Consider the following 15,643-nt stretch of genomic DNA (forward strand, 5'->3'; position numbering starts at 1 on the left):
GGCACCTCGTGCCCGGGAATCGCCTCACCATTGTGCAACGGCACACCCTGGCCCGAAGAATCCGGCCGCGACGTCTCACCAAACGGCACCTCGTGCCCGGGAATCGCCTCACCATTGTGCAACGGCACACCCTGGCCCGAAGAGTCCGGCCGCGACGTCTCACCAAACGGCACCTCGTGGGCGGGGATCGCCTCGCCATTGTGCAGCGGGAGCGCGTCTCCGGCAGGCCTCAGCGTCTCGCCCTCGTGGGTCGGCGCCGACTCGGGAGCGGGCGCGGAACCCTCGTGGCTCGAAAGGCCGGTCGTGCCGTCCGGGTAGACCGTCCGGTCCCCGGTGTTCAGGTACTGCAGCTTCTCCTCGCCGCTGCCGTGACCCTCACCCCCGGCCCCGGCCCCGGCCCCGGACGAACCCTCAGCCGGCGCGTGCCCCGCCGACGCCGGCTCAGGAGCGGGCGCAGACGCGGGACTCTCGTGGCTCGAACCGCCGGACGAACCACCCGCGCTGGGGCGGTTGGAGCCGAACGGGGTCAGGCCGGTGCCACCGGTCGGGGTAGAGGTGTCGGTGGTAGTGGGGCTGTCGCTGCCGGCGTGGTCGGGCGACGCCGTATCGGTGCCGGGACCGTGGTAACTGTCGCCCGAGCCACCGGACGCGTGGTCGGTGGAGGTCGAGGGGGTGAAAGTGGGCGGAGCGCTGTGGTCGCCGCCCGCACCGCCGCCGCCGAGGGCCCCCTCGGGCGGCATCTTGGGCGCCTCGTTGAAGTGAGCCTTCGCCGCCGCCGCACCCGCGTGCAGCCCCACGCCCCCGGCGCCGCTGAGGCCCGAACCGAGCAGGCTGCCACTGTCCACGTGCCCGGTGGTGATCAACTGAGTGGCGGCGTCCGTACCGACGCCGACCCCCGCACCGGTGACCATCTTGCCGGCCGTGGTCTCCATGGCGTGGCCAAGACCCAGCTTCTCACCGGCCGCGCCGACGCCCTTGCCCAGCAGGTGCCCGGTCGCACCGGCCACCGCACCGCCCAGCGCGTTCTGGCCGAGCTCCTTCATGTCGATGCTCTTGCGGTGACCCTGCGCCAGCTCGATGGTCTGCGCCATCAGGTTGATCGCCGCCATCTGCACGGCCTGCTTGATCGCGTGCTCCAGCGCCTCCTTCAACAGCCTCTTCAGGACCTGCACGACGGTCTCACGCGAGACGGTGATGAACACCGGGACCTCGAGCATCGACGCACCCAGCGTCGGTACCGCCTCCGCCTCCGCTGTCGCCAACTCGAAGGCCAGGATGCCGAGTTGAGCGATGATCTGGATCTTCGCGGTCTCGGCGGAGTTCGCCATGCCCTCCAGCATGTCGCCCATGCCGTTGCAGGCGGCGATCGTGCCGGGGAGGTAACCGGGGTCCTGCTCGGTCCCCTTGCCCACGGAGTAGTCGGCCCAGTGCTTGGCCAACGCGTCCGCCGCAGCGCCCTGCTGACCGTCCAGGGCCTGCTTCACCGCCGCGTCCGCCGCGTGCGAGGCATCCTGGAGCTGAGTGGCGGCCTTCCGCCAGTGGTCGGCCATGTCACGCAACTGGCCCTCGTCAGCCTCGGGCCAACGCGTACCGGCGAGAAGCAGCAGGACCCACTGCAAAGGCTCGGGGAGTTCGACAGCCATGGGGTCAGTGCCTTCCGCTCTGGTTCAGGTGCTCGTACGTGTTCTGCCCGGTGATCGGCGTATGGACCGACGGCGACCAGGCCAGTGGTGGGGACGCGCTCAACTGGCCGTCCTGACCAGTGAGATCGGCGCTGGCGGAACTGTCCGCACTCTCGTAGCCGTCAGCCATCGCCTTCAGACCGTCGGCGATGTACTTCAACCCGTCCGGCAGGCCCTTCAGCGTCTTCAGGGTGTCGGCGCTGTACTTCAGGTAACCCTTGTCACCCTCCGCGAACTGCTTCCCCGACTCGTCCTTGCCCCACGGCGCCTGCGACTCCAAACCCGGCAGGAAGGAGCTGAGGCTCGTGTACAACGCCGAAACCTGCTCCGACGCGGCCATCATCGGCGAAACCGCCGCACTGTACTGCCCGGGGTTCACCTGGAACCCCTGACCGGCACCACCGGCACCGCCACTGCCGCTGCCGGACGACGGGCTCGCGCTCGGCTGCGCGAGCGTCTTCATCGCGGTGGGCACCTTCGCGACGGACGACGGGCTCTCACTCTGCAGCGCGGGCGTCATCATCGCGGTGGGCACCTTCGCGACGGAGAGCGGAGCGTCCCCCACCTTCAGCGCGGGAGTCGCGCCGAGCAGATCCGGCTGCGCCGGGACACCCTGCTCCGCCGGAATCGCCGGCTCCACCATCGTCCCGATCCGCGGCGTGAAACCGCGCTCCGCAGGCACCTCACTCGTCATCGCGGGGGTGGTGTCACCCACCACCGTCCCGATCCGCGGCGTAAAACCCTCCGACGCGGGCACCTCACTCGTCATCGCAGGGGTGGTGTCACCCACCACCGTCCCGATCCGCGGCGTAAAACCCTCCATCGGCATCTCGCGCGTCATCTCCTGCGCCGGGACGCCCTCCGTCATGGGCATCTCGCGCACCATCTCACGCGGCGTCTCCGTCACCGGCATCTCGCGCACCATCGCCGGGGTATCACCCAGCAGCATCCCCTCGGGCGTCTGCATCGGCTGGGCGGCGATCACCTGCTCATGGGCCGGGATGTACGCGGGGTCGATCCGTTCGGCCGCACGGAATTCCGTGTCTTGTTGGTCATCCATGACGCTTCCTCATCAACAGGGTGGGCCGACCGGTCCGCAGACCGTCCGTTCGGGCAAGGAGTGTGGGACGGCGGTTCACCGTCAGGCCGTCGGGGCGGCGGCGAGCTTGGCGAGCGCCGCACGCAGGAACGGGCTGGGCACCTGGTACCCGCCCTCCTCCCGGATCGGCGCGGGACCCGCCGGAGCCGCCGGAGCGGCCGCAGGCGTGGACGGACTCTCAGTGCGCTCCGCCCGGGCGGGCTCGGTCTCCTCCGAGTCCGGCCGGCCGCGCCGGGACGCCACCGAGCGGGCCCGGTCGAGATAGGCGTCGTTGTCGGAGCCGCTACCGGAATCCGCCGGGGCCGCACCGTCCGACGCCGTCCCGGGGCTCGCCGGATCGGACGCATCAGCGGCACCCGTCGCGGCGTCGGTCCCGTTGATCGCACCGACCAGCTGCGTCAGCAGGTTGTCCCCGGCGGTCGGCTGCTCGGCCGCCACGGTCTCCTCCGGCCCGCCCTGAGCGTGGCCGTGGCCCTCCGTACGAGCCTCGTCCATCCAGCGCTGGCGCATCTTCTGCCACTGCTTGTCGCGGGGCTGGAGTTCCGTGGCCTGGCCGAGCACGCCACGGTCGCCGCGCACTGCCTCCGGCTCCTCCTCGCCCTCCTGCAGGCCGAACCGGGTGGGCCGGGCGAACCGGTTTGCGCCCTTGCCCTCCTTGCCGCCCTTGCCGCCCATGCCGCCGGGCATGTGGGGCATGCTCCCCGCTCCGGGGCGGCCTGCCGCCCCCGCAGCGCCGGACGCCTTGCCGGCTGCACCACCCGCGAGGCCGCTCCCGCTGAGCGAGCGGGCACCGGACCCACCGGCACCACCCAGCGCGCCGGCGGCCCGGCCGGCGCCACCGGCGAGCGAACCGCCGGCGCCTCCGAGACCACCGCCAAGACCGCCGCCACCGAGGCCGCCACCCAGGCCGCCACTGCCGCCACCCATGGCCCCACCAGCACCGCCGAGGGCACTACCGAGTCCACCGAGCGCGCCGCCGAGGCTGCCCATCCCCCCGCCGCCCATTCCGCCGCCGCCACCCAGCCCGCCGCCAAGACCGCCACCGCCCAGGCCGCCGAGGCTCATGGAGGGCCCGCCCGCACCGCCGCCGAACGGGCTCAGCCCGCCACCGCCACCGCCGCCCGCGCTGGGGTCGAAGCCGGGCAGGCCGGCCAGGCTGAGGCCCGGGGTGCTGCCGAACGGAGCGGGCGTGAAGGGCGGCATACCGGCGCCACCGCCACCGCCGGCACCGCCGCCGCCAATACCGCCGCCGCCAATACCGCCACCGCCACCGCCCAGTCCCCCGAAGGACGGCATGCTCGGAGTCAGCGGCCGGAACGGCTGCAGGTTCGGGCTGCTCTTCCCGCCCGAGCCGCCACCCGCCCCACCCGGCATACCGGGCATACCACCGGGCATCCCCGCGCCCGGCATCTTCGGCATGTGGCCACCGCCACCGCCGGCACCACCACCAGCACCAGCACCAGCACCGTCGGCGCCACCGCCCGCACCACCGCCGGCGTCGGGACCACCGCCGGGACCACCGGCCCCGCTACCGTCGAGCGTGCCCGGCGGCGGCGGAACCGTCGCACTGTCAAGTCCGGTCCCGGGGCCCGCGCCCGGGTTGAAGCCCGGCCCACCAGTGCCGGAGCCACCGGCGCCGCCACCGCTGCCGCCCGCGCCGGTCAGCGCGGCGGTCCGGCCCGCGCCGGTCATCGCCTCGATGTGCCCGGCACTCTGACGCAGCATCGAGTCGACGCTGGAGCCCACCTGGCCGACATACGTGTGGTACGTCTCGGCGGCCTGCTTGACCCCCTCGGACTGGGCGACGTCGTCGTGCTTACCCTGCGGGTGGCTGGCGATGTAGTCCTTGGCGTACTTCAGCTCCCGGACCATCTCCGTCTTGGTCTGCGTCACCGCCTGGGTCGCCCCGTGCAGCGACTGAGCTATCCCCGCAGTCGCCTGAAGTGTCGTCTGCGCGTGCGAGTCGGGTCGGCCCGCGTACTTGTCGAGGTACTGCTGGAAGGTGTCGGCGGCGGGGCCGGACATGTTCGCCATGGCCCGTTGGGCGTTCGTCACGATGCCCTGGACGTGGGTGTCCGCGACGGTGTTCCACTTGTCCCAGGCCTGGGCGAGGCTCGCCAGCAGGTCCTCATCGCCGCTGGGGAAGGCGATATCGGCACCGTTCGGGTTGCTCTGAACGGTCTTCAGCACGTCTGCGAGGTCGGACGGCAGCTCGATCATGACGAGTCACTTTCTTGGACGGACTGCCCGGCCGGGCGGGAAACGGCAGCAGTCGACGGCCGATCGGGGCCGTCTGAGGTGGCGGTTCGGTCACTACCAGAATCTGACGATCCGGTGAGCAGGGGAACCCGTTGCGCGGGATCCGGTCCTACGGATCAACGGACAGCGGGTCAGATCAGCAGGTGCCCGCCGCCACCGCCCGGGTGCGGCGGGGGGTCCGGCCTGTTGATCGGCTGGTTGTAGTTCAGCGTCGGCGCGTTCGGGTCCTTGTAGCCGGGGTCCGTCGTGGGGACGACGGACGGCACCGGATCCGGAGCGGGAGCAGGCGCCGGAGCGGGCGCGGGAGCCGGTGCGGGGTCCGGCCCGGGTGCGGTCGCGGGAGTCCCAGGTACGGAGTTGGGCGCGGCGGTGCCCGCCGGTACGGCCGGCGTCGACGAGTCGGCGCCGTCCATGAGCCGCTTCAGGTCCGAAGCCTGCAGATCGTCGGTGGCGCGGTGCTGCTCGACCATGGTCAGCAGGTTCTGGGCCATCGCCGCCGAGTTCTTCAGGTAGTCCTGAATGCCCGTCAACACCTGCTGCTGGTGGTCCGCCAGTCCGCCGACCGAGGAGCCCCCGCCCTGCAGGGCCTTGCCGAGCGTGTCGGTGCCGTACACGGTGGCTTTGACCTGCTTGACCACCGCTTCGAGGTCGTTGGTGGGCCCCTGCAGGTCGTCGACCATGCCACGGATCAGCTTCGCGGCCGCCTCGACCTCCCCGAGGTCGATCCTGAACGATGCGTCAGCCACTTGTCCTGCCCCCTTCACCCCTGGTCGGACCGGTCCCACCGGTCCGACCCGCCTGTACTACTGACGTCCCGACCACTGTGGCCGATCCGGATGAACATCTGAAAAACTACGACAACTACCGGATTAGTCCCGATCACCCACAAGCGCAGCCGACCACCCACAACCGCAGCCGGCCACCCCTACGGCAGGGTCGCGCCCGCTACAGCAGGGTCGCGCCGTCCGCGCCGACCACGTGCAGCCCGGCGTCCCCGAACGCGATGGCGAGCGGGACCCGGTCGAGCGCCGCCTCGTTGAGCAGCGTGCCGCTCGCCAGGTGCCAGAGCCGCAGGGTCGAGCCCTCGTCACCGGCCGCCAACAGCACCTCACCGTCCAGGTCCTGGCAGACCAGCGAGCGCACGGCGACCCCGCCGCCGGTGAGCGTCGCGACCTGCCGGCCGTCGATCACGTCCCAGACCAGCACGGTGCCCTCCGCGCTGCCCGCGATCACCACGGGACGGCCGGCCAGCTTGCCGAAGGCCAGCGCCTCGGCGGGCTGCGGGAGACCGCCGAGCACCGGTCCGGCCTGGCCACGGGTGCCGTCCCAGAGCCGTACGGTGCGCTCGGCGCCGGCCGTGGCGAGCAGCCGGTGGCCGTCCGCCTCGCCCAACGCCATTGCCGTCACGCCATCCTGATGGGCCATCAGCTGGAACAGCGGCGTGCCGTCGAGCGCGTTGCGGACGCGTACTGTGCCGTCCGCACCGGCGGAGACGAGCGCCGCCGGGGTCTCGGTTCCGAGGCTGTCGGCGAAGCCGAGCCGGCTCACCGGGCCGGTGTGCGGGGTGGGGACGGAGAGTTGGACGCCGTCCCGCAGGGCGTGGCAGCGTACGGCGCCCGCCGCCGTGCCGACCACCAGCACGGGTCCCTCCTCGGCGGCGGCGACCGCCACCGAGGTGACCGGGCCGCCGTCCGGGGCGAGGGAGTACAGCTCGGCGCGGGTGGCCGCGTCCCGGACCCGGATCGCGCCGTCCGCGTGGCCGACCACCAGGACCGGCCTGCCGTCGAGCTGCGCGACCGCGACGGAGTTGACGGCGGTGGGCGCCTCGCAACTGCCGAGCAGGCTGCCGTCGGCCGGGTTCCAGAAGGCGACCCGGCCGGTCTCGTCACCGGTCAGGACGGCCGGGATGCCGGCCAGGGTGACGGTGGCGGCCGAGGTCAGCCAGCCGCCGCCGGCCGGCCAGCCGTGCAGGGCGACGCCGTCGTAGACGTCCCAGGTGCGGATGGTGCCGTCCAGCGAGCAGGAGGCCAGCACCGGGCGTTCGTCGATGGTGAGGAAGGCCAGGCCGGTGACGGTGGCGGAGTGTCCGGTGAGGACGAAGACCGGCTGACCGGTGGCCAGGTCCCAGAGGCGGATCTCGCCGTCCAGCCCGGCGGAGGCCAGCACGGCCTGGTCGCCCAGGCTGAGCACCGCGAGCGAGGTGACCCGGTCGCTGTGGCCGACCAGCAGGTGCAGCCGCTCGCCGGAGTTCACGTCCCAGACCCGGACGACCGCGTCGTCCCCGGCGGCCGCGACCAGGTGCAGATCGTTGCAACGCGCGTAGCAGAGCGCCGCAGCTCCCCCGCGCGCCACCGACAGCAGCCCGAGCGGGCGTCCGTCGTCGGCGCGCCAGGCGCGGACCTCGCCCTCCCGGCCGCCGGAGAAGGCGAGCGCCACGCCCTGGACGGCACCGGCCGCCACCACCTGCGCGCCCTCGCCACCGGAGGTGCCGTGCAGCAGCGCCCCGCTGACGGAGTCCCAGACCTGCACCGCGCCGTCGTCACCGCCGACGGCGAACAACTCCCGGCCACCCACCACGCCGAGGGCGACGGCGGTCGGCAGCAGCCCCGATTCGGTGCCCGAGCTGCCGAGCGAGCCCTGGGTCTCCAGATCGGCCAGCCCGAAGCCCTTGGCAGCGTCGGCGAGCGCGTACGCCGCCCGGCCCTGGACGGTACCGATCACCGCCCGGGCCTGCGGGGCGCCGTCGGCGAGGTCGGGGCCCCGGCCGTCGAGGCGCAGCAGCGTGCTCGGCAGCCGTCCGCCGTCGGTGGGCCGGAGCGCCTGCGCGGCGACCGCCGCCAGCAGTTCGGCCACCTCGGGCAGGGGGGCTGACGTGCCGTCCGCCCACAAGGTGTCACCACCCGGGAGCAGGCCCGAGGCGAGCAGGGTCCGGACCGGTGGGGCGGGGGCGTCGGCGGGGTTGAGCCCCGGAGCCGCCGACCGTACGGAGTTGAGGACGCGCAGCACACCGGCGGCGTCCAGCCGACCCTGCCGCAGGTCGCTCCCCGCCTCGGTGACCCGCTCGACCAGCAGCGCGCCGTCGACGCCGAGCCACAGGTCGGTCCTGCCCCCGGGCAGGTGCTCCGCACCGGAGCTCAACCGGATACCGGGCTCCCCGGCCCGGCCCCCTCCGATATCGGCCATCGACTGTCCGACTGTCCCCGGCATGCGGGTCCTCCCCAGGATTGCGTGAGCGAGCGTGCGTGCGCCGGAGCGCGGCTACAGAGACCAAGTACGAGAACTGCGGTTACCGAAAGTATCCGCCGTGAGAGTGGAGCGGACCCAGCGTCAGCACAGGTCCTCCGGGACGAGCGTGGCGTACACAGCGTCATGCAGCGTGTGCGTACGGGAACTGCGGAAGAGATCAGGACGAAACCCCGCCCGGCGGAATCCGATATACGCACCGACCACTTGAACCGGCATGTTATCCGCTGCCGCATACGCGTCGATACGGCGCAGGCCCAGCTGTTCGAAGCCGAACCGGCACACCAGGCGCAGCGCGGCCGCGGCGACCCGCATTCTGCGCGCCCCTGGCAGCAGCCAGATCGCCGCCTCGGCGACGCCCTCGTCCGGCCGGAAGTCGACGAGTTCGGCCCAGCCGACCGACGGTCCGTCACCGACCGTCACCGCGAAGTAGGCCGCACGGTCCTGGTCCCAGAGCCGGGGCACCACGTCCTCGATCCAGCGCACCGCCGCCTCGCGGTCGGTGTGCGGGAAGACGCCCTGCATGAACTCGCGGACCAGCGGGTCATGGCTGCCTGCCAGCACCGTGTCGGCGTCCTCCGCCGTCGGACGACGGATCAGGACGTCCCCGTCGACCAGCGGCGGAACATCCCCCAGCGCACTCGGGCCAACTGGAAACAACCTTAACCACCCCCCATGTGCGGCCCATCAGATCACCTGGAGGTCCCCGGATCAACCCCCACAAATGTCACAGGCCGCCCACGACCAGCAAGGTCGTGGGCGGCCATGACGGAGCAGCAGGTGTCAGAGCACCCGGGTCATTGTCCGGTGCGGAATTCCGGCATCCGGATAGACCGGGCCCTCGGCGGCGTAACCGAGGCGCTCGTAGAAGCCCAGCGCCTGGACCTGCGCGTGCAGTTCGAGCTCCACCGCGCCGCGCTCCCGCCCGGCCTGTTCGATCGCCCGGACCAGCTCCACGCCGAGCCCGGTCCTCCGGGCCGCCTTGACCACCGCGAGCCGCCCGAGCAGCACCCGGCCCACGACACCGGTGAGCCCCAGCGCCTCGGCGCCGTGGATCAGCCGACCGGTACCGAGCGGCGTACCGTCCTCGGCGACCGCGAGCACGTGCAGCGAGGTGGCGTCCAGCTCGTCGTACTCCAGCCCCTCGGGCACGTTCTGCTCGACCACGAAGACCTCGCGCCGGACGGCGCGCACCAGCTCCAGATCGGACGCGCCCTCAGCCACCCTGATGACCGGCATGTCAGCTCTCCGAGGAGATGATGTCGAGCGCCCGCCGCAGGTCCTCCGGGTACTCGCTGTCGAAGCGGACCCACTCGCCGTCGGACGGGTGCTCGAAGCTCAGCGAGACGGCGTGCAGCCACTGCCGGGTCAGCCCGAGCCGCTTGGCGAGCGTCGGGTCGGCGCCGTAGGTGAGGTCTCCGACACAGGGGTGGCGCAGCGCGGACATGTGCACCCGGATCTGGTGGGTACGCCCGGTCTCCAGCTTGATGTCCAGCAGCGAGGCCGCCCGGTACGCCTCGATCAGGTCGTAGTGGGTGACGGAGGGCTTGCCGTCCTTGGTGACGGCCCACTTCCAGTCGGAGCTGGGGTGGCGGCCGATCGGCGCGTCGACGGTGCCGCTCATCGGGTCCGGGTGGCCCTGGACAAGGGTGTTGTACTTCTTCTCCACCACGCGGTCGTGGAACTGCCGCTTGAGGTCGGTGTACGCGCGCTCGGACTTGGCGACCACCATCAGGCCGGAGGTGCCGACGTCCAGCCGGTGCACGACACCCTGGCGCTCGGCAGCACCCGAGGTGGAGATCCGGTAGCCGGCGGCGGCCAGGCCGCCGATCACGGTGGTGCCGGTCCAGCCGGGGCTGGGGTGGGCGGCGACGCCGACCGGCTTGTCGACCACGACGATGTCGTCGTCGTCATGGACGATCCGCATGCCTTCGACGTGCTCGGCCACGATCCGGACGGGCGCGGCGGGGGCCGGGATCTCGACCTCGAGCCAGGATCCGGCCATCACCCGGTCCGACTTGCCTGCCGTCGTGCCGTCGATGGTCACCTTGCCCTCGGCGGCCAACTCGGCGGCCTTCGTCCGGGAGAAGCCGAACATCCGGGCGAGGGCGGCATCGAGTCGCTCGCCCTCCAGGCCGTCGGGAACGGGGAGGCTGCGGGTCTGCGCTGCGGTACTCACCCGTACGAGTATGCCGGACCGCGCGGGTCCGGCTTACTTCTCGGGCCCGCCGGGCTCACTGTTCCTGCTCGTCCTTGGTCACCTGGTGGGTGGAACCGTCGGGGTTGCTGCCCCGGAAGGAGAGCAGGACCACCAGGATTCCGCCGCAGACGATCGCCGAGTCGGCGAGGTTGAAGACCGCGAAGTGCTGGACGGAGATGAAGTCCACCACATGCCCCCGGAAGACCCCGGGCGCCCGGAACAGCCGGTCGGTGAGGTTGCCGAAGGCACCACCCAGCAGCAGGCCGAGCGCGATCGCCCAGGGCAGGCTGTAGAGCTTGCGGGCGATCCGCCAGATCACGATGATCACGGCCGCCGCGATCATCGTGAAGACCACCGTCATCGCCTGGCCCATCCCGAAGGCGGCACCGGCGTTACGGATCACCTGGAGGGTGACGATGTCACCGGCCACGCCGATCGGCTGGTGCCCCTCCAGTCTGGCCACCACCAGCAGCTTGCTGCCCAGGTCGATCAGGTAGGCCAGCGCGGCGATCACCAGCAGCACGCCGATCCGGCGGCGCCGCAGCACGGCCGGGCCGCTCCCGGCGGCTTCTGAGGGGGTGCCCGAGGGCTCGTCCACGGCGTCCTCCACGGGCGCGGTCGGGACGGAGTCGTCCTGGGTCTGGGGGGAACCTGGGGTACTGATGATCCGCTCCGCTGCCGTGACAAAGGGGGCCGACGTTACGGGGTCGAGCGTACGCCACGCGGTCGGCCCTTCACTCCTGGGCAATCGCTCAGCCACCACCAAGGGGCGCGAGGAACTGCGCGAAACCGGAAGGCAACGGTCCGCAGCCTTCCGCGTCGCGCGGTTCCCCGTGCCCCTGTCCATGGCTGAGCGCCTGCTTACCTGCGTTCCTGCTTCGCCTTGCACTGGACGCAGAGCGTCGCCCGGGGGAACGCCTGCAGCCGCGCCTTCCCGACGGCCTGGCCGCAGGACTCGCAGAGGCCGAAGCCGACCCCCTCCAGGCGGGCGAGCGCGCGTTCGGTCTGGGCGAGGCTGTCCCGGGCGTTGTTGGCGAGGGCGACCTCGCTCTCCCGGTTGATGTTCTTGGTGCCGGCGTCGACCTGGTCGTCGCCCGCGCCGTCGTTGGAGTCCCGCATGAGACCGGTGATCGCCGCCTCGGAGGCGTCGATCTCGGCCCGCAGCCGCTCCAGCTCGCTGTTCAGCTCGGTGTGCAGCTCGGCCACCTCGGCGGCCGTCCAGGGGTCCTCGCCGGCGCGTACGGGCAGCTCGGCCGGGTCCACCGACTCGGCGCCGCCGCCCCTCGCACCGGTCGCCGCTGGTGTGTGGGTGCGGCTGGTCGCCGCGACCCGCCCGGTGGTGCCGGTCTTACGCCGTGTAGTGCTCACGGTCCCCTCCCCAGAGTCGCCCGCCACGACCTTGCGTGCCGGCTGGGTGGCTGTACCCGCGCCGGATGCCTTCTCAGTCATGGCTTTCGACCTCATTCACGAACGAATCGAACCGCCGGTTCCCGGCGGCCTCCAGTGCCGGAACGATAATCCCCATCGAATCCGGTCACAACGGGACATACCGATACCTCTTGCCGATCCCACCCGGGCAGCCGCCCGTCACCGACCTCAGCCCGAGTGCTGACCAAGTTGTGCCCAGAACGTCATCGGCTAACCGCCCCGCGACCAGCGGGCGCGTTGCCGGTAAACCGGCTTGTCGGGCCGGATACACTGGGCATGCAAGGCGCAGATGGGACGAGTACCGACGTACGCAGCCATGAGCGACCCGGGGGCGGTGTGAGCCCGGGGGTGTGCGCGGCGGGAAGATCACCCCGGAGCCGCCGGAAGAAAGGCCCACGGGCCCGTAGAGCCGGCAGCAAGCCCAAAACAAGAGGGCCGCAGCAGTGCAGTACGCGGCCAAGGAGGGTGGTACCGCGGGGCGGCATGCCGTCTCGTCCCTCCGTCGGAAGCCAGTCCACGCATCCGCCGGAGGTAGACAACCGCGATGAGCCCCCAACCCGCCACCCACCGCCACCCTTCTGACGACGCACTCCGTGCGCCCCTTTATCGCCCCGTCCCCGCACAGGTGGACCTGCCCGCCGTCGAGCACCAGATCCTGGCCTTCTGGCAGGACAACAAGGTCTTCCAGGCCAGCCTGGAGCAGTCCGAGGGCCGCCCGGAGTGGGTCTTCTACGAGGGCCCGCCGACCGCGAACGGCATGCCCGGCGCCCACCACATCGAGGCGCGCGTCTTCAAGGACGTCTTCCCGCGCTACCGGACGATGAAGGGGTACCACGTCGCCCGCAAGGCCGGCTGGGACTGCCACGGCCTCCCGGTCGAGCTGGCCGTCGAGAAGGAGCTCGGCTTCTCCGGCAAGCAGGACATCGAGAAGTACGGCATCGCCGAGTTCAACGCCAAGTGCCGCGAGAGCGTCACCCGGCACACCGACGCCTTCACCGAGCTGACCACCCGCATGGGGTACTGGGTCGACCTCGACGAGGCGTACCGGACGATGGACCCGTCCTACGTCCAGTCGGTCTGGTGGTCGCTCAAGCAGATCTTCGACAAGGGCCTGCTGGTCCAGGACCACCGCGTCGCCCCCTGGTGCCCGCGCTGCGGCACCGGCCTCTCCGACCACGAGCTGGCCCAGGGCTACGAGACCGTGGTCGACCCCTCGGTCTTCGTCCGCTTCCCGCTCACCTCCGGCCCGCTCGCGGGCGAGGCCGCGCTGCTGGTCTGGACGACCACCCCGTGGACCCTGGTCTCCAACACCGCCGCCGCCGTCCACCCGGACGTCACCTACGTGGTCGCCACCGACGGCGCCGAGAAGCTGGTCGTCGCCGAGCCGCTGCTCGCCAAGTCGCTGGGCGAGGGCTGGGAGGCCACCGGCCAGTCCTTCACCGGCGCCGAGATGGAGCGCTGGGCGTACCGGCGTCCGTTCGACCTGGTGGAGATCGAGAACGCGCACTACGTCCTGAACGCCGACTACGTCACGACGGAGGACGGCACCGGCATCGTCCACCAGTCCCCCGCCTTCGGCGCGGACGACCTCGCGACCTGCCGCAAGTACGGCCTGCCGGTGGTCAACCCGGTCGAGGCGGACGGCACCTTCGCGGTCGACGTCCCGCTGGTCGGCGGCGTCTTCTTCAAGAAGGCCGACGAGGCGCTGGTCGCCGACCTCCAGGCGCGCGGCCTGCTCTTCAAGCACGTCCCGTACGAGCACAGCTACCCGCACTGCTGGCGCTGCCACACCGCGCTGCTCTACTACGCGCAGCCGTCCTGGTACATCCGGACCACCGCCGTCAAGGACGCGCTGATCCGGGAGAACGAAGCCACCAACTGGTTCCCCGAGAACGTCAAGCACGGCCGCTTCGGCGACTGGCTGAACAACAACATCGACTGGGCGCTCTCCCGCAACCGCTACTGGGGCACCCCGCTGCCGATCTGGCGCTGTGAGGAGAACCACCTCACCTGCGTCGGCTCGCTGGCCGAGCTGACCGAGCTCACCGGCACCGACCAGAGCGGACTCGACCCGCACCGCCCGTTCATCGACGACGTGACCTTCGACTGCCGCGAGTGCGGCGGCCTCTCGACCCGGGTGCCCGAGGTGATCGACGCCTGGTACGACTCGGGCTCGATGCCGTTCGCGCAGTACGGCTACCCGTACCAGAACAAGGAGCTGTTCGAGAGCCGCTACCCGGCGCAGTTCATCTCCGAGGCGATCGACCAGACGCGCGGCTGGTTCTACACGCTGATGGCCGTCGGCACGCTGGTCTTCGACAAGAACGCGTACGAGAACGTGGTCTGCCTCGGCCACATCCTGGCCGAGGACGGCCGGAAGATGTCCAAGCACCTGGGCAACATCCTGCAGCCCATCCCGCTGATGGACCAGCACGGCGCGGACGCCGTCCGCTGGTTCATGGCGGCCGGCGGCTCGCCCTGGTCGGCCCGCCGGGTCGGGCACGGGACGATCCAGGAGGTCGTCCGCAAGACCCTGCTCACGTACTGGAACACCGTCGCCTTCCAGGCGCTCTACGCCCGTACGGCCGGCTGGTCCCCGTCCGCCTCCGACCCGGCGCCCGCCGACCGTCCGCAGCTGGACCGCTGGGTGCTCTCCGAGCTGAACACGCTGGTCCGCGAGGTGGACTCCGCCCTGGAGGCGTACGACACCCAGCGGGCCGGGAAGCTGCTCTCCGGCTTCGTCGACGACCTCTCCAACTGGTACGTCCGTCGCGGCCGCCGCCGCTTCTGGCAGGGCGACGCGGCCGCGCTCGCCACGCTGCACGAGGCGCTGGAGACCGTCACCCGGCTGATGGCCCCGCTGACGCCGTTCATCACCGAGCGGGTCTGGCAGGACCTGGTCGTCCCGGTGCTGCCGGAGGCTCCGGCCTCGGTGCACCTGGCGACCTGGCCGGTCGCGGACGAGACGCTGATCGACACCGAGCTGTCCCGGCACATGTCGCTGGTCCGCCGCCTGGTCGAGCTCGGCCGGGCCACCCGCGCCGAGTCGGGCGTGAAGACCCGTCAGCCGCTCTCCCGCGCGCTGATCGCCGCCCAGGGCTGGGACGAGCTGCCCGCCGACCTGCGGGCGCAGATCACCGAGGAGCTCAACGTCACCACCCTGGAGTCGCTGGCCGAGGTCGGCGGTTCGCTGGTCGACACCACGGCCAAGGCCAACTTCCGGGCGCTCGGCAAGCGCTTCGGCAAGGGCGTCCAGGACGTCGCGAAGGCGGTCGCCGCCGCCGACGCCGCCACGCTCGCCGCCGACCTGCGGGCGAACGGCAGCGCCTCCGTGGAGCTGAACGGCGAGATGATCGCCCTCTCCCCCGACGAGGTCGTGATCACCGAGACCCCGCGCGAGGGCTGGGCAGTGGCCAACGAGCAGGGCGCGACCGTCGCGCTCGACCTCTTCATCACCCCGGAGCTCAAGCGGCTCGGCGTCGCCCGCGACGCCATCCGCCAGATCCAGGAGGCCCGCAAGAACTCCGGCCTCGACGTCGCCGACCGCATCGTCCTCCGCTGGCGCGCCGCCAACGAGGAGACCGCCGAGGCCATCGCCGAACACGGCCAACTCGTCGCCGACGAGGTCCTCGCCATCGACTTCGCCGCCGGCGCGGCGGACTGGGAGTCGGAGAGCTTCGCCGACGACTCCCTCGGCCTCACCTTCCAACTCCGCAAGGCCTGACCGACCCC

General features: G+C 71.8%; 11 protein-coding genes. 1 reads left to right on the forward strand and 10 read right to left on the reverse strand.

Going from position 1 to position 15,643, the window contains the following annotated elements:
- The 10 genes from P3T29_RS28050 to P3T29_RS28095 form a co-directional block, all read right to left on the reverse strand.
- Nucleotides 1-1,643, reverse strand: a 1,643-nt coding sequence (locus tag P3T29_RS28050; protein ID WP_280719458.1) for a hypothetical protein, incomplete at its 3' end; no start/stop codon positions are given.
- Between the two features lie 4 nt (nucleotides 1,644-1,647).
- A complete protein-coding gene (locus P3T29_RS28055) occupies nucleotides 1,648-2,667 on the reverse strand; it encodes a hypothetical protein (RefSeq protein WP_280719459.1) in 1,020 nt (339 codons plus the stop codon).
- A gap of 156 nt (nucleotides 2,668-2,823) precedes the next feature.
- On the reverse strand, nucleotides 2,824-5,001 hold the full coding sequence (locus P3T29_RS28060) for a hypothetical protein (protein ID WP_280719460.1): 2,178 nt from the start codon (nucleotides 4,999-5,001) through the stop codon (nucleotides 2,824-2,826).
- A gap of 170 nt (nucleotides 5,002-5,171) precedes the next feature.
- Nucleotides 5,172-5,786 (reverse strand): hypothetical protein, encoded by a 615-nt coding sequence (locus P3T29_RS28065; protein WP_280719461.1) that lies wholly within the window; start codon nucleotides 5,784-5,786, stop codon nucleotides 5,172-5,174.
- Between the two features lie 199 nt (nucleotides 5,787-5,985).
- Entirely contained in the window at nucleotides 5,986-8,223 is a 2,238-nt protein-coding gene (locus P3T29_RS28070; RefSeq protein ID WP_280719462.1) for a WD40 repeat domain-containing protein, read from the reverse strand.
- A 144-nt stretch (nucleotides 8,224-8,367) separates the two neighbouring features.
- Nucleotides 8,368-8,943, reverse strand: a complete 576-nt coding sequence (locus P3T29_RS28075; RefSeq protein WP_280719463.1) for a GNAT family N-acetyltransferase — start codon at nucleotides 8,941-8,943, stop codon at nucleotides 8,368-8,370.
- A 123-nt stretch (nucleotides 8,944-9,066) separates the two neighbouring features.
- A complete protein-coding gene (locus P3T29_RS28080) occupies nucleotides 9,067-9,522 on the reverse strand; it encodes a GNAT family N-acetyltransferase (protein WP_280719464.1) in 456 nt (151 codons plus the stop codon).
- Between the two features lies 1 nt (nucleotide 9,523).
- Complete coding sequence (locus P3T29_RS28085; protein ID WP_280719465.1) at nucleotides 9,524-10,462, reverse strand: RluA family pseudouridine synthase; 939 nt, start codon at nucleotides 10,460-10,462, stop codon at nucleotides 9,524-9,526.
- Between the two features lie 55 nt (nucleotides 10,463-10,517).
- Nucleotides 10,518-11,081 carry a signal peptidase II gene (lspA, locus tag P3T29_RS28090; protein ID WP_280719466.1) on the reverse strand — a complete coding sequence of 188 codons (564 nt, stop codon included), beginning with the start codon at nucleotides 11,079-11,081 and terminating at the stop codon, nucleotides 10,518-10,520.
- 263 nt (nucleotides 11,082-11,344) lie between these two features.
- Nucleotides 11,345-11,851 carry a TraR/DksA family transcriptional regulator gene (locus P3T29_RS28095; protein ID WP_280719467.1) on the reverse strand — a complete coding sequence of 169 codons (507 nt, stop codon included), beginning with the start codon at nucleotides 11,849-11,851 and terminating at the stop codon, nucleotides 11,345-11,347.
- 604 nt (nucleotides 11,852-12,455) lie between these two features.
- Here P3T29_RS28095 and ileS point away from each other — a divergent pair.
- Nucleotides 12,456-15,635, forward strand: a complete 3,180-nt coding sequence (gene ileS / locus P3T29_RS28100; protein ID WP_280719468.1) for an isoleucine--tRNA ligase — start codon at nucleotides 12,456-12,458, stop codon at nucleotides 15,633-15,635.
- The last annotated feature ends 8 nt before the right edge of the window (nucleotides 15,636-15,643 follow it).

Origin of the sequence: Kitasatospora sp. MAP5-34, from assembly GCF_029894335.1 — a bacterium.
Classification (GTDB): Bacteria; Actinomycetota; Actinomycetes; order Streptomycetales; family Streptomycetaceae; genus Kitasatospora.